This is a genomic window from Streptomyces sp. NPDC043952, from assembly GCF_056435325.1.
Genome location: NZ_JBWKES010000027.1, coordinates 1 through 16,917 on the forward strand (window position 1 = coordinate 1; position 16,917 = coordinate 16,917).

The 16,917-nt window shown below is 73.4% G+C and carries 16 protein-coding genes; 3 read left to right on the forward strand and 13 right to left on the reverse strand.

What is annotated here, in order from left to right; translation table 11 throughout:
• Positions 1–548 precede the first annotated feature (548 nt).
• On the reverse strand, positions 549–1,685 hold the full coding sequence (locus AC069R_RS25400; RefSeq protein ID WP_478769121.1) for a glycerate kinase: 1,137 nt from the start codon (positions 1,683–1,685) through the stop codon (positions 549–551).
• Positions 1,686–1,856: 171 nt separating this feature from the next.
• Here AC069R_RS25400 and AC069R_RS25405 point away from each other — a divergent pair, with 171 nt between their 5' ends.
• The 3 genes from AC069R_RS25405 (at position 1,857) to AC069R_RS25415 (ending at position 4,310) form a co-directional block, all read left to right on the forward strand.
• Positions 1,857–2,930, forward strand: coding sequence for an ADP-ribosylglycohydrolase family protein (locus tag AC069R_RS25405; protein ID WP_478769122.1), 1,074 nt, complete (start codon positions 1,857–1,859; stop codon positions 2,928–2,930).
• Between the two features lie 28 nt (positions 2,931–2,958).
• Positions 2,959–3,453 (forward strand): NUDIX domain-containing protein, encoded by a 495-nt coding sequence (locus AC069R_RS25410; RefSeq protein WP_478769123.1) that lies wholly within the window; start codon positions 2,959–2,961, stop codon positions 3,451–3,453.
• A gap of 119 nt (positions 3,454–3,572) precedes the next feature.
• Positions 3,573–4,310 (forward strand): SIR2 family NAD-dependent protein deacylase, encoded by a 738-nt coding sequence (locus AC069R_RS25415; protein WP_478769124.1) that lies wholly within the window; start codon positions 3,573–3,575, stop codon positions 4,308–4,310.
• A gap of 1 nt (position 4,311) precedes the next feature.
• Here the strand turns inward: AC069R_RS25415 and AC069R_RS25420 are convergent, their stop codons facing one another.
• From AC069R_RS25420 to AC069R_RS25475, 12 genes are all read right to left on the reverse strand, one after another.
• Entirely contained in the window at positions 4,312–4,800 is a 489-nt protein-coding gene (locus AC069R_RS25420) for a methylated-DNA--[protein]-cysteine S-methyltransferase (RefSeq protein WP_478769125.1), read from the reverse strand.
• Between the two features lie 27 nt (positions 4,801–4,827).
• Complete coding sequence (locus tag AC069R_RS25425) at positions 4,828–6,315, reverse strand: AlkA N-terminal domain-containing protein (RefSeq protein ID WP_478769126.1); 1,488 nt, start codon at positions 6,313–6,315, stop codon at positions 4,828–4,830.
• Between the two features lie 188 nt (positions 6,316–6,503).
• The gene (locus AC069R_RS25430; protein ID WP_478769127.1) at positions 6,504–7,373 is read right to left on the reverse strand and encodes a methylenetetrahydrofolate reductase; all 870 of its coding nucleotides are present in this window, start codon (positions 7,371–7,373) and stop codon (positions 6,504–6,506) included.
• A gap of 230 nt (positions 7,374–7,603) precedes the next feature.
• Positions 7,604–8,434 (reverse strand): enoyl-CoA hydratase/isomerase family protein, encoded by an 831-nt coding sequence (locus AC069R_RS25435; protein WP_478769128.1) that lies wholly within the window; start codon positions 8,432–8,434, stop codon positions 7,604–7,606.
• 5 nt (positions 8,435–8,439) lie between these two features.
• Positions 8,440–9,711 (reverse strand): cytochrome P450, encoded by a 1,272-nt coding sequence (locus AC069R_RS25440; RefSeq protein ID WP_478769129.1) that lies wholly within the window; start codon positions 9,709–9,711, stop codon positions 8,440–8,442.
• A 70-nt stretch (positions 9,712–9,781) separates the two neighbouring features.
• Positions 9,782–11,137, reverse strand: coding sequence for a cytochrome P450 family protein (locus AC069R_RS25445; RefSeq protein WP_478769130.1), 1,356 nt, complete (start codon positions 11,135–11,137; stop codon positions 9,782–9,784).
• 13 nt (positions 11,138–11,150) lie between these two features.
• On the reverse strand, positions 11,151–11,711 hold the full coding sequence (locus AC069R_RS25450) for a GTP-binding protein (protein WP_285552514.1): 561 nt from the start codon (positions 11,709–11,711) through the stop codon (positions 11,151–11,153).
• A gap of 3 nt (positions 11,712–11,714) precedes the next feature.
• Positions 11,715–12,098: a DUF742 domain-containing protein gene (locus tag AC069R_RS25455; protein ID WP_478769131.1), complete on the reverse strand. Its 384-nt coding sequence runs from the start codon at positions 12,096–12,098 to the stop codon at positions 11,715–11,717.
• Positions 12,095–12,937: a roadblock/LC7 domain-containing protein gene (locus AC069R_RS25460; RefSeq protein WP_478769132.1), complete on the reverse strand. Its 843-nt coding sequence runs from the start codon at positions 12,935–12,937 to the stop codon at positions 12,095–12,097. The genes AC069R_RS25455 and AC069R_RS25460 overlap by 4 nt, the downstream gene beginning before the upstream one ends.
• Positions 12,934–14,121 (reverse strand): ATP-binding protein, encoded by a 1,188-nt coding sequence (locus AC069R_RS25465; RefSeq protein WP_478769133.1) that lies wholly within the window; start codon positions 14,119–14,121, stop codon positions 12,934–12,936. The genes AC069R_RS25460 and AC069R_RS25465 overlap by 4 nt, the downstream gene beginning before the upstream one ends.
• A 329-nt stretch (positions 14,122–14,450) precedes the next feature.
• On the reverse strand, positions 14,451–14,960 hold the full coding sequence (locus AC069R_RS25470) for an O-acetyl-ADP-ribose deacetylase (RefSeq protein ID WP_478769134.1): 510 nt from the start codon (positions 14,958–14,960) through the stop codon (positions 14,451–14,453).
• 333 nt (positions 14,961–15,293) lie between these two features.
• On the reverse strand, positions 15,294–16,712 hold the full coding sequence (locus tag AC069R_RS25475) for a phytoene desaturase family protein (protein ID WP_478769135.1): 1,419 nt from the start codon (positions 16,710–16,712) through the stop codon (positions 15,294–15,296).
• Positions 16,713–16,917: the final 205 nt, after the last annotated feature.

Here is a 16,917-nt window from a genome sequence, read left to right on the forward strand (position 1 = left end):
GCATCAGCGTCTTGTTCGCCATGCTCCGCGACGGAACCTTCTACGAACCCAGAACCCCACGCCTCGCTTGACGAAGGACATAGAGGCACCCCCCGCCCGTTTACGCAGGAGCCTCCAAAATCCCCGCAAGACGCGCCACCCGGCAGAACGAGCCTTCTGCGCCCGCGCTCCCCCAGCCGACAGACACGGCGGAAACCCCCCGGCGCCCCACCCACAACGGACCAAGCCTGCTCCCCCCGACCGTTTACGCAGGAGCCTCCAGAACCCCCGCAAGACGCGCCACCCGGCAGAACGAGCCTCCTGCGCCCGCGCTCCCCAGCCGACAGACACGGTGGAGACCCCCGGCGCCTCACCCATAACGGACCGAGCTGGCTGCATCTCCCGCCGACCGTTTCGGCGGAGGAGCCCCCCGCCGCGACGCCCACCCCCCAGCCGCGGCCCCTGCGCTCCTCCCCAGCCGACCGAGCCTGCTCCCCCCTCAGCTGGCCAAACCCTCTACGCCCGCCCTCCAGCCGACAGATTCGGGTGGGTGGGTGGGCGATAGGGGGTTACAGCAGGAGGTCCTCCGCGATGCCGGAGGCGATGCGTTCCAGGATGGGGCCGGCGTTCGCGATGCAGCGGGAGATGTCGGGCTCGGCGGAGGTGAGAGCGTACGCGCGGCTGATGCCGGCCGAGTGCAGGGCCGCCTCCGGCAACGCCAGGCGTCCGCACACCGCCACCACCGGCTTCCCCGCCGCCCGCGCCGCCGACGCCACCCCCGCCGGTGCCTTGCCGTGCAGCGTCTGCTCGTCCAGGGAGCCCTCGCCGGTGATCACCAGGGACGCGCGGGCGAGGGCGGGCGCGAAGCCGAGGACGTCGAGCATGATCTCGATGCCGGGCCGGAACCGCGCGCCGAGCAGCAGCGCGCCGTAGCCGATGCCGCCCGCCGCCCCCGCGCCCGGCGCCACCGCGTACTCCGCCGCCCGCACCCCGGCCGACGCCTCCAGCACCTTCACGTAGTGCCCGAGCGCCGCGTCCAGCGTTCGTACGTCCTCCGGCGAAGCCCCCTTCTGCGGGCCGTACACCGCGGGCGCGCCCTTCGGCCCGGTCAGCGGGTTGTCGACGTCGCTGGCCAGCACCAGGGAGACCGAGGAGAGGCGGGGGTCCAGGCCGGAGAGGTCGGCGCGGGCCAGTGCCGCGAGGCCGCCGCCGCCCGGTGGCACCGGCTCACCGTCCGCCCCCAGGAACCGCGCCCCGAGCGCCGCCAGCATCCCCGCGCCGCCGTCCGTCGTGGCGCTGCCCCCGACGCCGAACACGATCGTCCGCGCGCCGGCGTCCAGCGCGGCCCGCAGCAGTTCCCCGGAGCCGCACGTGGAGGCGGTCAGCGGGGCGAAGACGCCGGCCGGCAGCCGGTGCAGCCCGCTCGCCTCGGCCATCTCGACCACCGCGGTGCCGTCGCGCAGCGCGAACGCCGCCGTCACCGGCTCCCCCAGCGGCCCGGTCACCGCCACCTCGCGGCGCTCGAACCCGGCCGCGACCGCCGCCGCGACCGTCCCGTCGCCACCGTCCGCCACCGGCAGCGCCTCGACCTCCAGATCCGGCACCACCCGCCGCAGCCCGGCCGTCACCCGCTCGGCGACCTGCACGGCCGTCAGCGAGCCCTTGAACTTGTCCGCGGCGATGAGTACCCGACGGCTCTCACCCACAGCTTGCGCCACCTTGCCATCCCCTTGCTCTCCGGGCCCCGCACACGTCGGGACCAGTCGCGCCGCTGCGACCCTAACCTCAGCGTCCCCTCCCCGTCATGCCCCGGCCACGGGCTGAGCCGGACCGGAGCAGGAGAAGGGCAGGACGGGGAAAAGGGGTAGACGGCCGGCATGAGCAGTGAGCGCCCCCTACCCACCGGTCTCGGCGACCGGATCCACGGCGGCTGGCTCGGGCGGATCGCGGGCAACATGCTCGGCAAGCCGGTCGAGCAGGGCGAGGTGTGGACCCGCAAGCGCATCGACCGGTACCTCGGCCGGTGCGGCGCGCTGCCGCTCACCGACTACCTGCCCGAGCCCGCCGACCCGGCCGACGCCGCCGCGCTGCGCCCCGAGTGGCGCTCCTGCGTCCGCGGCGGGATCCACGGCAGCTGCCGTGACGACGACGTCGACTACACGGTCCTCGGGCTGCACCTGCTGGAGAGCCGCGGCCTCGGCTTCAGCACCGAGGACGTCGGCGGGCTGTGGCTGCTGCGGCTGCCGTACCTCCAGACCTTCACCGCGGAACGGGCGGCGTACCGCAATCTGGCGAACGGGCTGCGGCCGCCGCTGACGGCGACGTACGACAACCCGTACCAGGAGTGGATCGGCGCCCTGATCCGCGCGGACGTGTTCGGCTGGGTCTGCCCCGGTGATCCCGCCCGCGCGGCCCTGCTGGCCCGCCGCGACGCCGTGCTGTCGCACACCGGCAACGGTGTCTACGGCGCCATGTTCGCGGCCGCGCTGATCGCCGCCGCCTTCACCGCGCCGACCGTGCGGGCCGCACTGGACGAGGCACTCGGCACCATCCCGGCGAGCAGCCGCCTCGCCCGTACCGTGCGGCGCGTCCTGGCGCTGCACGAGGCCGGGCTGGGCTGGGCGGACACCGTGGACACCGCGACCGGGGAGAGCGCCGGGGGCTGGATCCACACCGTCCCGAACGCGGCCGTCCTCACCGCGGGGCTGCTGTACGGCGACGACGACTTCACCCGCACCCTCGCGCTCACCGTGCGCGGCGGTCTGGACACCGACTCCAACGGGGCGACGGCGGGCTCGGTGGCCGGCGTCCGCACCGGCGCCGCCGCCCTGCCCGGCCACTGGAAGGACCCGCTCCAGGACACGGTCCGCAGCGCGGTGTTCGGCTTCGACGGGGCGCGGATCAGCGCGCTGGCCGAACGCACCGCGCGCCTGGCGCGGGCCGGTCCATAGCCCGGACCCGGCTGGATACCCTTGCCGCATGACCTCCACCGCTGACTACGCCGCGTACATCGCCGGGTTGCCCAGGGTCCTCGCCGGGGCGGCCGCGCTCTTCCGGGACGGAGCCGGCCGCGTGCTGCTGGTCGAGCCCAACTACCGCGAGGGCTGGGGCCTTCCGGGCGGGACGGTGGAGTCGGACCGCGGGGAGACGCCCCGGCAGGGGGCCCGGCGGGAGACGCTGGAGGAGATCGGGCTCGACCGGCCACTCGGGCGGCTGCTCGCCGTGGACTGGGTGCCGGGCACGGGGCGGCCGCCGCTGGTGGCGTACGTGTACGACGGCGGGGTGCTCACGGACGACGAGCTGGGCGCGATCCGGCTCCAGGAGGAGGAGCTGCTGTCCTGGCGGCTGGTCCCGCGCGGGGAACTCGCCGCGCACCTCCCCGGTGCCCTCGGCCGCCGCGTCCTCGCCGCCCTGGACGTCCTCGCCGACGGCCGCGGCCCGGCCGAGCTGGAGAACGGCTACCGGGTGGACTGACCACTGGGCGGACTTACCCGTACGGCGCTTGTGCCGACCTGTACGGCGCTGCCGGTGCCGGGGCCCGGCGCGCCGATATCCATTCGCTCCGCCCGGCCCCGCGCCCTACCCTCGGCCCCATGGGCAAGCCTCTCGTGGCCATTCTCAGTGGCGCAGGTATCTCGACCGACTCGGGAATCCCCGACTACCGGGGCCCCAACGGGCTGTGGCGGCAGGACCCCGAGGCCGAGAAGCTCGTCACCTACGAGTACTACATGGGCGATCCGGAGATCCGGCGGCGGTCCTGGCGGATGCGGCGCGCCAACCGGGCGCTGGAGGCCGAGCCGAACGCCGCGCACCGGGCCGTCGCCGAGCTGGAGCGGTCCGGGGTGCCGGTGCGGGTGATCACGCAGAATGTGGACGGGCTGCACCAGCTCGCCGGGCTTCCCGCCCGCAAGGTGCTCGAACTGCACGGCACCGCGCGGGAGTTCGTGTGCACTCAGTGTCACGCGCGGGGCCCGATGGAGGACGCCCTGGAGCGGCTGGACGCCGGTGAGGACGACCCGCGGTGCCGGGAGTGCGGCGGCATCCTGAAGTCCGCCACCGTGATGTTCGGCGAGCACCTCGACCCGATGGTGCTCGGTCAGGCCGTCGCCGTCACCAAGGCGTGCCAGGTGTTCATCGCCGTCGGCAGCAGCCTCCAGGTCCAGCCCGCCGCCGGCCTCGCGGGCGTCGCCGCCGACCACGGCGCCCGCCTGATCATCGTCAACGCGGAACCGACGCCGTACGACGACCGGGCGGACGCGGTGATCCGCGAGCCCATCGGCACCGCGCTGCCCCGGCTGCTCGCCACGCTGGCCGGGGACGCGGCGGGCTGAGTCAGAACAGCGATGCGCCGCGTTCGAAGTCCAGCAGGCGGCGCTTGCGCTCCAGGCCGCCGCCGTAGCCGGTGAGGCTGCCGTCGCTGCCGACGACGCGGTGGCAGGGCACGATGATGCTGATGGGGTTGCGGCCGTTGGCGAGGCCGACGGCGCGGGAGGCGCCGGGATTGCCGAGGGCGTCGGCGAGTTGGCCGTAGGTGCGTGTCTCGCCGTACGGGATGCGGGTGAGCTGCTCCCAGACGCGGCGCTGGAACGGGGTTCCGCGCAGGTTGAGTTCGAGGGTGAACTCGCGCAACTCGCCCGCGTAGTAAGCCTCCAGCTGTTCTCGCGCGGCGCCGAAGCAGCGCGGGGAGTCGTCGCGGGGGCCGAAGCTCTCCTCGGGCGGGCGGTGCCGCTGGCTGGTCATGTAGAGGCCGCTCAGGGCGCCGTCGGCGGCGACCATGGTCAGCTCGCCGTACGGGCTGTCGGTCACGGTGTGGCAGATCATGGCAGAACCTTCTTACGCAGAACCTTCTTACACGGGAAGGAAGTTGATCGGGTGGCTGTCGGTCGCCCACAGATACTGCACCGCGTACGCCCGCCACGGGCGCCATGCCTCGGCGCGGGTGGTGAGCGCGGCGGCGGTGGACGGCAGCCCCAGGTCGCCCGCCGCGCGGCGGATACCGAGGTCGGTGGGGAGGAAGGCGTCCGGGTCGCCGAGGGCGCGCATGGCGATGACGTCGGCCGTCCAGGGTCCGAAGCCGGGCAGCGCGAGCAGCCGGGCACGGGCCTCGGACCAGTCGGATTCCACCCCCAAGTGGAGTGTACCGTCGGCGAGTTGACCCACCAGAGTGGTGAAGGTGGTGCGCCGGGTGCGGGGCATCGCCAGGGTCTCGGGGTCGATGGCGGCCAGTGTCGCGGGCGCGGGGAAGAGATGGGTGAGGCCGCCCTCGGGGTCGTCCAGGGGTTTGCCGTGCGCGATGACCAGGCGGGCCGCGTGGGTGCGGGCGGCGGCCGTGGAGACCTGCTGTCCGAGCACGGCCCGTACCGCGAACTCGGCCTCGTCCACCGTGCGCGGCACCCGGCGGCCCGGTGCCTTGTCGACCAGCGGGGCGAGCAGCGCGTCGGTGCGCAGCCGGTCGTCGACGGCGACCGGGTCGGCGTCCAGGTCGAGCAGCCGCCGGCAGCGGGCGATGGCCACGGCCAGATCGCGCAGGTCGCTGAGGGTGAGGCGGCAGGCGATGTGGTCGGGGCGGGGGGAGAGCGCGGCGATCCCGTGGCCGTACGGCAGCCGGAGGGTGCGGCGGTAGGCGCCGTCCCGCCACTCCTCGACGCCGGGTACGGCGGTGGCGGCGAGGTGGCCGAAGAGGTTGGCCGGGTTGAGCGGGGCGCGGAACGGCAGCCGCAGGCACAGGGTGCCCGGAGTGCTGTCGCCCGGCGCGCGGCCGGCCGGCACGCGGCGGCGCAGCTCGCTCGGGGTGAGCGCGTAGACCTCGCGGACGGTGTCGTTGAAGGCGCGGATGGAGGAGAAACCGGCCGCGAAGGCGATCTGGGCCATGGGCAGCGCGGTGGTCTCGACGAGCAGCCGCGCGGTCTGGGCGCGCTGGGCGCGGGCCAGCGCGAGGGGCCCCGCGCCCAGCTCGGCGAGGAGCTGCCGCTCGACCTGGCGGGTGCTGTAGCCGAGCCGGGCGGCGAGACCGGGCACGCCCTCGCGGTCCACGACGCCGTCGGCGATCAGGCGCATGGCGCGGGCCACCAGGTCGGCGCGCTGATTCCATTCCGGGGAGCCGGGGCTGGTGTCGGGGCGGCAGCGCTTGCAGGCGCGGAACCCGGCCTGCTGGCAGGCGGCCGCGCTCGGGTAGAACGTCATGTTCCGGGGCTTGGGCGGGACGACGGGGCAGCTGGGCCGGCAGTAGATCCGGGTGGTCAGCACGGCCGTGTAGAACCATCCGTCGAACCGCGCGTCCTTGGACTGCACGGCGCGCACGCAATGCTCCCGGTCGAGGTGCGTCGCTGTCTGCATGCCTCCAGGATGGCCAGCGCGGGGGCGCGGCGCTGGCGGAATTCCGACACGTAGGCCGGGGGCCGGGAGGGGCCCGCGGGGGCCTTTGCCGGCTCCGCGCGACCTCTGTCGGCTTCGCGGCGGCCCTCACCGGGTCAGCGGGGGCCTTGACCGGGTCGGCGGGGCCTTGACCGGCTTCGCGGTGGCTTTTACCGGGTCCGCTCGCGGAAGCCGCCGGCCCATTCCGCCGTGGTGCGCAGCCCGCCGAACGTGTAGAAGTGCACCTTGACGACGCCGTGGCGCGCGGGGTCGTACCGTTCGCCCAGTGTGTGCAGGAAGCGGTCGGGGCCCGCCGTGCCCAGCAGGTTGGTCAGCGAGAAGCCGTACTTGCGGGCGACGGAGGCGCTGGTGCTGACGCCGAAGCGGGTGGCGTAGCCGACGAGGCGGCGGATGCCGGCGGGGCCGGGGACGCCGATGCGCACGGGGAGGTGGACGCCGCGGGCGCGGACGGCGGCCAGCCAGTCGAGGACCGGCTCGGCGTCGAAGCCGAACTGGGTGATCACGTCGCCGGTGAAGGGGCCCGCGTCGATGGCGGCGGCCTTGTCGGTGAGCGCCGACCACAGCGCGGGGCCGCTTATCGCGGGGTGGCCCTCGGGGTAGCCGCTGATGCCGATGTGGCGCACGCCGTACCGCTCCAGCAGTCCGGTGCGGATGACGGCGAGGGCGTCCTCGTACGGCCCCTCGGGGCGGGCCGGGTCGCCGCCGACGACGAAGACGTTGTCCGCGGTGCCGTCCTCGGCGAGGGCCGCGAGGAACTTCTCCAGGGCTGCGGACGAGGGCAGCCGGCGGGCGGAGATGTGGGGCACGGGGACGAAGCCGAGGCGGCGGACCGCGCGGGCGGCGGCGAGCCGGGTGGCGTGGTCCTCGCCCGCGAGGAAGGTGACGTTGATCCGGGTGCCCTGCGGGATGCTGCCCCGCGCCTCCTCCAGGGCGGGCACGTCCTTGCCGGTCATCTCCAGCGAGAAGTCGTCCAGCAGGGCGGTGCCCACCGTGGCCGGGGCGGTGACGGCGGGGTTCATCGGTCTCCTTGCGGCTCGGGCGCTGCGGTGGCTGCCGGATTCTGCGGTGGCTGCCGGCCGGGGGTCCCGGCCCCGGCCGATGATGCCACGGGGGCGCGGGCGTGCCGCGCGCGGGCCCCGCGGCGGCCTGTTGCTCGCTTGTTCACTTGCTCGCTTGTTCGCTTGCCCGCTTGCTTGCTCGTCGTCGGAGCGTGCCGGCCCCGTCACGGCGGGGACGGGGCCGGGCCCGGTCAGGAAGCGGCCGGGGTGGCGGGCGGGGCCGGTCGGTCGGCCCCGGCCAGGCTCAGCTGGGCGCTGAGCAGATGGGCGTCGAGCAGGCCCACGTCGGCGGTGCGGGCGGCTCGCGCATAGCCGTTCAGCATGCGCTTGGTGAGGACCAGCGCCTCGGGCGTGCGCCGCAGCAGTGGCCTGATCCAGGAGTCGACCGCCGCGTCCAGGCCGTCGCGGGGGGCGACCTTGTGCAGCAGGCCGAGCCGCTGGGCGGCGGCCGCGTCGAAGTTCTCGCCGGTGAGCATGAGTTCGCGGATGTGCGAGATGCCGGCCTCGGCGATCAGCCGGCCCATGGCGCCGCCCCAGGCCGGGGGCAGGCCGAGGGCGACCTCGGGCATGCGGAACCGGCAGTCGTCGGCGCCCGCGCGCAGGTCGCAGTAGGAGGCGAGGGCGAGGCCCGCGCCGATCACCCGGCCGTGCAGCCGCGCGATGGTGATGGCGTGGGTGGTCTCCAGGGCCTCGCACACGCGCAGCGCCTTGTCGTTCATGCGACGCAGGGCGGTGCCGGTGGGGTCGTGTGCCAGGGCCGTCTGGAACTCGGTGCGCTCGGCGCCCAGGTTGAAGTCGTCGCCCGCCCCGGTCAGCAGCAGGACGCGGATGTCCGGCCGGTCGTGGAGGGCGTGCAGGACGGCGAGGAGGTCGTCGAGGACGGCGACCGTGAAGGTGTCGTCCGTCGGGGTGGCGCCGAGCCGGATGCGCAGCACGGGTCCGTCGAGGTCCGCCTGGATCGCGGTGGTGGCGCAGGGGAGGTGGGGGCCGGCCTGAGGGGCCGTTACGGGTATATCAGTCATGTCGGTCATGCGAGGGTGACGTCCAGGTTCAGCAGTCGTCTGAAGGCCACGCGCGGGGCCCAGGTCGGGCGGCGGACCAGGGTGAGCCGCGGGAAGCGCGTGACCAGCTGGTGGAGGAGGGTCTGGGCCTCCAGGCGGGCCAGCGGCGCGCCGAGGCAGTAGTGGATGCCGCCGCTGAAGGCGAGGTGGGCGGGCTTGCGGTGCATGTTGAACAGTTCGGGGTCCTCGTGCTTGGCCGGGTCGCGGTGGGCCGCGCCGATCAGCAGGTGGACCATCTCGTCCTTGCCGATCTCCACGCCCCCCAGTTCGCAGTCGCGGGAGGAGACGCGGCTGATGACATGGGTGGGCGGGTCGTAGCGCAGCGACTCCTCGACGGCGGCCGGCACCAGATCGGGCTGGACGGTGAGCCGGTCCCACTGGCGGGGGTGTTCCAGGAGCAGCAGGACGGTGGTGGACAGCAGGGTGGTCGTGGTCTCCAGGGCGGCCAGGAGCACGAACAGGGCGAGGAAGTAGACGGCTTCGTCGGCCTTGTCCCGGTCGCTCTCCATGCCGTCCCACAGCGTGATCCAGCGGGAGACCGGGTCGTCGCCCGGACGGGCGCGCCGCTCGCGGACCAGGTCGGTGAAGTAGGCGCGCAGTTCGGCGGTGGCCGCGTCCGACAGCGCCAACTGGCTGGCGGAGGGCAGTAGTTCCTGGGTGAACACCTGGTCGTGGGTCAGCTCGCGCAGCCGGGGGTGATCGGCGGTGGGCAGGCCCAGCCAGTGGCCGATGACGGCGACCGGCAGTTCCTCGGCGACCAGTTCGTTCAGGTCGGCCTCGCCGTCGCCCAGCCGCTCGGCGAGATGGTCGAGCAGTTTGGTGGTGAACTGCCCTGTTATCCCGCGCATCTGGTCCAGGGAACCGCGGTCGAACATGCCGGCCGAGCGGCGCACCCAGGTGTGCTCCGGAGGGTTCAGGGCGGGCAGCGTGCGGCTCATCTCCCGCGAGGAGGGGGCCGTCCAGCGGGTGCCGTCGCCCTGCTGTTCTCGCCAGCGGGCGTCCGGCTCCAGCCAGTCTCTGCTGCGCACGACCTGGTCGCAGAGATCGAATCCGGTCACGAGGTGGCCGCCCCAGGGTGCGGGGGCCACCGCCCCCCGGCTGCGCAGTTCGGCGTAGACCGGAAACGGATTGGCCTGGCCCTGGGGCGTGCGCAGCCGGCGGAACAGCGATATGGCGAGGCGTCTGTCGGTGGGCTGAGTGGCGATGGTTTCCACAATGACCCTTTCTGATCTAGACATCAGCCCGCATGCATACCCTCCGCTTCTGACGCATATACAAAATGACTATGTGAGCGGCGAGTTGCCTTCGTCACTCCCCCCGCGTCCATGCCAGGAAGCGGCTGAACAGGCCCGCCTTGGGCTTGGGGGCACCGCCCATCGGCGGCCGGGGTGCGACCGTGACGTGGTTACCGGAAGGCGCCGCCGGAGATTCCGCCTTCTGTGCCGCCGTGGGCACCACGATGCGCGGGGTGAAGCGGACCGGCAGCGCCACCAGCGAGCGGCTCCACGGCGCCGGGACCCAGCTCAAGTCCTTGAAGGGCATCCGGACTTCGACATCCGGAAGCCGGTTCAGCAGCGTCTCCACGGCGGTCACCGCGATCACGAACGCCGGGTCCTTGGCGGGGCAGGCGTGCGGGCCCGCACCGAAGGCCAAGTGCGCCTTGGCGCTCAGCTGTTCGCGGTGCTCGGCGAGCCGGGGGTCGGTATTGGCCGCGGCGAAGGAGATCAGCACCGGGTCGTTCGCCTTGACCACCCGGCCGCCCAGCTCCACGTCGTGAGTGGGGTAGTGGGCGGCGTAGTTGGCGATGGGCGCGTAGTTCCACAGCACCTGGGTGACGGCGTCCTCGACCGGCAGGCCCGACTGCCACTCCTCGCCGAGCATCAGCGCGCTCGCGGTGCCGATCACCGCGGACAGCGGCGTGGTGCCGCCGGACAGCAGGGTGACGAGCTGGTGCAGCACCTCTTCGTCGGTCAGCTGCGCAGAGTGCTGCATCAGACGCGTCGTCAGGTCCTCGGCGGGGTTGCGCCGCTTGAGCGCGATCAGCTCGTTCAGCGCCTCGGCGAGCAGTTGGTCGGCGCCGTTGCTGCCGGAGAAGATGCCGGTGATGCCGGCGATGACGCGGTCGCCGATCTCCGGCGGGCAGCCGAACAGGTCGCTGAAGACCAGCAGCGGCAGCGGCTGGGCGTACTCGGCCATCAGCTCGGCCTGGCCCATGCGCTCGGAGCTGAAGCGGCTGATCAGGTAGTCGGCCGAGGCCTGCGTCTGGCGCACCAGCTGGAGCTCGTTGACGCTGGCCAGCGAGTCGGTTACGGCCTGACGCAGCCGGGCGTGCGCCGCGCCGTCGCTGAACAGCGCGTTGGGCCGGTAGGCCAGCATCGGCAGCGCGGGGCTGTCCTCGGGCACCCGGCCCTCGTTCAGCGCGTTCCAGCGCCGCGAGTCGCGGACGAAGGAGGCGGGGTTCTGGAGGATGTAGAGCGCGGCGTCGTAGCTGGTGACCAGCTCGACCTCGACGCCGGGCGCGATGTCCACCGGCGCGCTCGGGCCGAGGCTGCGCAGGTAGGCGTAGTGGCCGTCCGGGTCGGAGCCGAACCGGGGGCCGTAGAGCGGGATGTTTCCGTGTGCGGGGCAGCCGGGGGGCGGCTCTATGCCGGGTCGCTGCTGCATGAGCGGGGGGCTCCTAGTCGATGAGGGAGAGAAGGTGGTGCACGAGGGTGATCAGCGCGTGGGCCGACGACTGCTCGTTGCGGACGTCGCAGGGGACGACGGGGGTGTCCGCGGACAGGTTGAGGGCCTCGCGCACCTCGGAGAGGGGGTAGCCGGGCGTGCCGTCGAAGTGGTTGACCCCGATGGCGTACGTCAGCCCGAACCGCTCGACCAGGTCGAGGATGGGGAACGACTCGGACAGCCGCTCGGGATCGACGAGGACGAGCGCGCCGAGGGCACCTCGGGACAGCTCCTCCCACATCTCCTTGAAGCGTTCCTGGCCGGGGGTGCCGAAGAGGTACAGCACCACCTCGTCGTTGATGGTCAGACGGCCGAAGTCCATGGCGACCGTCGTGGTGGTCTTGTCGGGGGTGCCCGACAGATCGTCGAAGCCCTCGCTGGCCTCGGTGATCTCTTCTTCGGTCCGCAGCGGCTCGATCTCGGAGATGCTGGCGATGCATGTGGTCTTGCCGACCCCGAAGTGCCCCACCACGAGCACCTTCACCGCCGTACGGACACCTGAGTCCAGGTACACGAATCACGCTCCGAATCGGGCTCTGAGGCCGTCGAGCACGGCGTTCAGTACTTCTCGGTCGACACGTTCCGCGCGAGGCACCGGCTTCCGCGCGATGATCAGGCCGCTGTCCTCCAGCTCGGCCAGGAGGATCCGTACGACCCCCAGCGGCAGGTGGGTGTGGGCGGCCACCTCGGCCACGGACAGGAAGCCGTCCATGACCAGGTCCAGCACCTGCCGGGCCTCCGGGGTGAGCGTGCGCACCGTGGTGGCGGCGTGCTCGCTCGCGGACACGAGCGTCGTGTGCCCGTAGGCGTCTTCCGGGGGCAGGGAGCGTCCGTTCGTGATCACGAAGAACGGGACTAACGCGCCGGTGAGTTCCAGGTCCTCGTCGGGCTCGTCACTCACGCGCGGCTCGCCTCCCCGTGCGGGGACAGATAGGCGCCGAGCCGGGGCACGACCCGGTGCAGCCGGGTGGTGAACTCCTCGATGTCGGCGTCGTGCTGGGCCGCGGCGGCGAGGAAGGCGCCCCGTCCGGCCGAGATCAGGAAGATCCAGCCGTGCTGGAACTCGATGACCGTCTGCCGCCAGGCCGCGTCCGGCTGGACGCCCGCGAACTGGGCGGTGGCCCTGCTGTAGGCGTGGATGCCGGTCATCGCGGCGGAGATGGTGTCCGCCAGGTCCTGGCTCATGCCGGTGGTGGCGCCGCGGGGCAGGCCGTCACCGCCCAGCAGGACCGCGTGCCGGGCGCCGTGCACCTCGCTGATCACCTCGTCCAGGTCGGCGATCCGGATGCCGGTGCCCGTCTCCTGGCCGGCGGGGGCACGCCGGGCGCGCTCCCCTGGGGCCTCGTCGGCGTGCACCCGTGGCGGCGAGGTGAGGTTGTTGCCGAGCCGGGCGACGAGCCGGTGCATGCGGAAGGAGATCTGCTGCATGTCGACATCGGGTGCCGCGGCCGCCGCGAGATAGGCGCCCTGCCCGGCGCCGATCAGGAAGATCCAGCCGTGCGAGAACTCGATGATGGTCTGGTTCCACTGCCGGTCCGGGCCGTCCCCGGCGAAGTGGGAGGTGGCCCGGCTCAGCGACTGCATGCCCGCCATGGCGGCGGAGATGGTCCGCACGTCCTTCTGGGCCATGCCGTCGGTCGCCCCGCGGGGCAGGCCGTCCGCGGACAGCAGGACGGCGTGGCGTGCCTTGGGCACATTGGCCACGATGTCCTCTAGCATCCACGACAGGTCTGTGATCATGTGTCATCGGACCCTTCGGACGGTGCCGCGGAGAGGTTGCGGCCGGAGAGCGTGCCGCGCTGGAAGGCACCCAGGCTGCGGCCCGCCGCGCGGCCGGCGTCCTCCTCCGCCGCGAGGTGCGGCAGACCGACGGTGTCCTGGTCGGGAACGCTGGCGATGGGCACCTGGCGGGCGCCGCGCCGGGGCAGACCGCCCGCGGTGCGCGCCACCGGCTCGGGCCGGGCGGGAACGCCGGGCTGCTCGATCACGGGCTGGACCTCATCCACCGGTGCCGTCTCCTCCTCCGTCCACAGCTCCTCGGGCAGCAGCACGACCGCGCGCACACCGCCGTAGCGGGAGACGCCGGTCACGTCCACCCGGAAGCCGTACTGCTGGGACAGCAGGCCGATCACCGGGAAACCGAACTTGGGCTGGTTGCCCAGCTGGGAGAGGCGGGGGCGGTACTGGCCGGAGAGCAGGGCGGTGGCCTTCTGCCGCTCCTCGTCGTTCATGCCGACGCCCGCGTCGTCGATGACGATGCACAGGTTCCGCTGCACCCGCTGGAACGTCACCTCGATGGGCGAGCCCTGCTGGGAGAAGCTGGCAGCGTTGTCGAGCAGCTCGGCGACGGCGAGGGCGACGGGCGAGACCGCCGACGCCTTCAGCGCGAGGCCGGTCTGCTGCATGATCTCCACGCGCCGGAAGTTGCGGATCTGCCCCTGGGCGCTGCGCACCACGTCGTAGACGCTGGCGGCGCGGCTGCGGCGGCCCAGCGGGGCGCCGCACATCACCGCGATGCCCTGCGCCTTGCGTGCCATCTGCGCGTTGGCGTGGCCGACTTCGAGGAGGTCGGCGAGGACGGAGTGGCCGCCGTACTTGCGCTGGATCTCCTCCAGCAGCGCGAGCTGTTCGGCGGCGAGGCTCTGGAGGAAGCGGGCGGAGCCCTTGAGTACGGCCTTGGTGCTGTCCTCCGCCGCCTCCTCGGCTTCCTGGATGGTCTTGGCGTGGTCGGCCCGGTGCTGGTGGAGCTCCGCTCGTAAAGCGGCCAGCCGGCCGTCGGCCTCGCTCAGTCTCTGGGTCAGTGCGGCTTCGGACCTGTCCTTGTTCGCCGCTATGGCCTTGGCGCGACGACTGAGGACCACGGCCGCGGCGACGCCGAGCACCGCGACGACAGCCAGGCACCAGACAAGTGCGTCTCGAATCATGGAAACCTTTCCTGGCGGTTAGCCTGCGGCCGTTGGCGGAAGCGCACCGCGCCACCGGTGCGGGACGACCGGTCGCGAAAGGGTCGGGCAGGTCGCGCGGAGGACCGGACCGAAACCGTTTTCTGCGGTGCCTGAGCCGAGGGGACCAAGGTCACAGACGCGGGGATGCTATCACCCGCTTAGGTGAACCTTTGCCACTCCGAGGCACGCCAACAAGCCTGCTCACCGCCTGGGTTGCGGTGGTTACGCGTTGCTGCCCGGACAATTCCGGATAGGGGTCAGGCAGTTGCCCGAAGGGGACGCCGGCGAGGCGTGAAAGGGCGGCCGGATCAGCCGATCTGACGGGCGAACACCTCGTACGCCGACGAGTCGAACAGCACGAAGCGGACCTCCTCGACGGCCGTGTCCACCAACCGGACGGTCTCCACGGCGATCCGGGCGGCGTCCGCCATCGGCCAGCGGTAGACGCCGGTGGAGATGGCCGGAAACGCCACCGTGCGGGCGCCGAGCGTGTCGGCGACGGCCAGGGACGCGCGGTAGCAGGAGGCCAGCAGCGGCGAGCGGTCCTCGGCCGTGCTGTGAACCGGTCCGACGGTATGGATCACCCAGCGGGCGTCGAGCCGTCCGGCGGTGGTCGCGACGGCCTGTCCGGTCGGCAGCCCCCGGCCGTAGCGCGCGGCGCGCAGGGCGCGGCACTCGGCGAGGATCTCGGGGCCGCCGCGGCGGTGGATGGCGCCGTCAACGCCACCGCCGCCGAGCAGCGAGGAGTTGGCCGCGTTGACGATCGCGTCGGCGCTCTGGTGGGTGATGTCGCCCTGGACGAGCAGGATGCCGGTCATGACCGCCTCAGCCTCCGCCGGATGCCATGTCTGTCGTGTCTGCCTCAGCCTCCGCCGGAGGTCGGGTCCTCTGCCCCGGCCTCCGCGAAAGGTCACGTCTGCCGCAGCCTCCGCCGAAGGCCAGGCCGCCTGTCCCGGCCTCCGCCGGAGACCACGTCGTCTGCCTCAGTCTTCGCCGGAGGCCGGGTCGCCTTTCCCAGCCCCGCCCGAGGGCCAGGCCGCCCCCCGGCCTCCGCCAGTGGCCAGGTCGCCCCCGGCCTCCGCCAGCGGCCAGGTCGCCTCCCCCAGCCTCCGCCCGAGGGCCAGGTTCTCTCCCCCGGCCCCCGCCGCAGGTCACGTCTGTCTCAGTTTCCGCCAGACGGCCTTCGCCGCGTTGTGGCCCGACATGCCGTGGACGCCCGGTCCGGGTGGGGTGGCCGAGGAGCAGATGAAGACGGCCGGGTGGGGGGTGTGGTACGGGAACAGGGTCGGCCGGGGCCGCAGCAGCAACTGGAGTCCGGAGGCGGCGCCGCAGGCGATGTCGCCGCCCACGTAGTTGGCGTTGCGGGCGGCCATCTCGGCGGGGCCGGCGACGGCGCGGGCGAGGACGCGGTCGCGGAAGCCGGGGGCGAAGCGCTCCAGCTGGCGCTCCATGGCGTCGGTGAGGTCGCCGGACCAGCCGTTGGGTACATGTCCGTACGCCCAGAAGACGTGCTTGCCCGCGGGGGCGCGGCCGGGGTCGGCCACACTCGGCTGCACGGTGATCATGAACGGCTTCTCGGGGGCGCGGCCCTCGCGCGAGGCGGCCCGCAGGGCGGTGCCGATCTCGGCCTGGCTCGCGCCGATCTGGACGGTGCCGGCGACGCGGGCCTCGGGGGCGGTCCAGGGCACCGGGCCGTCCAGCGCGTAGTCGATCTTGAAGACGCCGGGGCCGTAGCGGTAGCGGTCGTAGAACCCGCCGAAGCCGGCGATGCGGGCGACGGCGGCGGGCGAGGTGTCGAAGACGTAGGCGCGGGCGGGCGGCAGGTCGTCCAGGCGTTTGACCTCGTAGTCGGTGTGGATCGCGCCGCCGAGGTCGGCGAGGTAGGCCGCCAGCGCGTCCGAGATGGCCTGGGAGCCGCCGCGGGCCACCGGCCAGCCGCGGGCGTGCGCGGCGAGCGCGAAGACCAGGCCGACGGCGCCGGTGGCGAGCCCGTCCAGCGGGGCCATCACATGGGCGACGAGCCCGGCGAACAGGGCCTTGACCCGCTCGTCCCTGAACCGGCGCAGCAGCCAGGTGGACGGCGGCAGCCCGGCGAGGCCGAAGCGGGCCAGGGTGACGGGGTCGCGGGGCAGCGCGGTCAGCGGCAGGGACATGAAGTCCCGCACCAGGGTGTCCCAGTGGGCGAGCAGCGGCTCGACCAGTCTCCGGTACGGCCCCGCGTCGCGCGGTCCGAAGGAGGCGGCGGTCTCGGCGACCGAGCGGGAGAGCACGGCCGCGGTGCCGTCGGGGAAGGGGTGCGCCATGGGCAGCCGGGCGTGCAGCCATTCGAGGCCGTAGCGCTCCAGGGGCAGGGCGCGGAAGGCGGGCGAGTTGATCCCCAGGGGGTGGGCGGCCGAGCACGGGTCGTGCCGGAAGCCGGGCAGGGTCAGCTCCTCGGTGCGGGCGCCGCCGCCCACGCTGGAGCACGCCTCGAACAGAGCCACGGAGAAGCCGCGCCGGGCCAGTTCCACGGCTGCGGTCAGTCCGTTCGGCCCCGCACCCACCACGACCGCATCGAGCATCGACGGCACCTTCGGACCCCTTCGTCAGCCGATGGCCACTCGGCTTCAGGATATGCCGGGGCACCGCCAGCGCGGGCCGGGGGCGGCGGGCAGACGGGAGCCGGGGACGGCGGGCGGGGTGCCGGGGGCAGGCGGGAGCCGGAGGCAGCGGACCGGCGGGGAGCCGGAGGCGGCGGACGGGCGGGGAACCGGGGGCAGACGGGAGCCTGAAGCG

Coding starts and splice junctions, on each gene's coding strand:
- AC069R_RS25410 (WP_478769123.1), top strand. CDS start 2,959: ATGACCTCCACCGCTGACTACGCCGCGTACATCGCCGGGTTGCCCAGG.
- AC069R_RS25460 (WP_478769132.1), bottom strand. CDS start 12,937: ATGATCACAGACCTGTCGTGGATGCTAGAGGACATCGTGGCCAATGTG.
- AC069R_RS25430 (WP_478769127.1), bottom strand. CDS start 7,373: ATGAACCCCGCCGTCACCGCCCCGGCCACGGTGGGCACCGCCCTGCTG.
- AC069R_RS25445 (WP_478769130.1), bottom strand. CDS start 11,137: ATGCAGCAGCGACCCGGCATAGAGCCGCCCCCCGGCTGCCCCGCACAC.
- AC069R_RS25435 (WP_478769128.1), bottom strand. CDS start 8,434: ATGACTGATATACCCGTAACGGCCCCTCAGGCCGGCCCCCACCTCCCC.
- AC069R_RS25470 (WP_478769134.1), bottom strand. CDS start 14,960: ATGACCGGCATCCTGCTCGTCCAGGGCGACATCACCCACCAGAGCGCC.
- AC069R_RS25405 (WP_478769122.1), top strand. CDS start 1,857: ATGAGCAGTGAGCGCCCCCTACCCACCGGTCTCGGCGACCGGATCCAC.
- AC069R_RS25440 (WP_478769129.1), bottom strand. CDS start 9,711: ATGTCTAGATCAGAAAGGGTCATTGTGGAAACCATCGCCACTCAGCCC.
- AC069R_RS25415 (WP_478769124.1), top strand. CDS start 3,573: ATGGGCAAGCCTCTCGTGGCCATTCTCAGTGGCGCAGGTATCTCGACC.
- AC069R_RS25420 (WP_478769125.1), bottom strand. CDS start 4,800: ATGATCTGCCACACCGTGACCGACAGCCCGTACGGCGAGCTGACCATG.
- AC069R_RS25425 (WP_478769126.1), bottom strand. CDS start 6,315: ATGCAGACAGCGACGCACCTCGACCGGGAGCATTGCGTGCGCGCCGTG.
- AC069R_RS25465 (WP_478769133.1), bottom strand. CDS start 14,121: ATGATTCGAGACGCACTTGTCTGGTGCCTGGCTGTCGTCGCGGTGCTC.